1 pseudogene is annotated in these 355 nt (G+C 73.5%); it reads right to left on the reverse strand.

Going from position 1 to position 355, the window contains the following annotated elements:
• Positions 1-355, reverse strand: a pseudogene (locus ACLZOT_RS50700) (hypothetical protein); the annotation flags it as partial.

A 355-nucleotide genomic window follows, 5' to 3' on the forward strand; every position in this document is an offset into this window, starting at 1 on the left:
GCAGGCCGCCGTCGACCGGACAGCCCAGTTCGGTCAGTAGCCGCTCCAGTACGCCGGAGGCCTCCACCAGGGAGCGGTAGGAGCGGGCGGCGGGCTGCTGGAGCGTGGAGTGGTCGTCGGCCTCGGACAGCAGCCGGATCAGGGACTCCTCCGGCAGCTGGAGGATCTCCTCCAGCGCCCGCACCGCACGCAGCGACTCGGGCCGCTGCGGTCGCCGGGCCCCCTGCTGCCAGTAGCTCAGGCTGGTGACGCCGACCTTCACACCGCGACGGGACAGATGGTGCTGCACGCGCTGCAGCGGCAGTCCCCGGGCGGCTATCGCGGCGCGCAGAGCGACGTGGAAGGGGCCGCCTCG

This window comes from Streptomyces sp. 4F14 (genome assembly GCF_048159485.1).
Classification (GTDB): Bacteria; Actinomycetota; Actinomycetes; order Streptomycetales; family Streptomycetaceae; genus Streptomyces.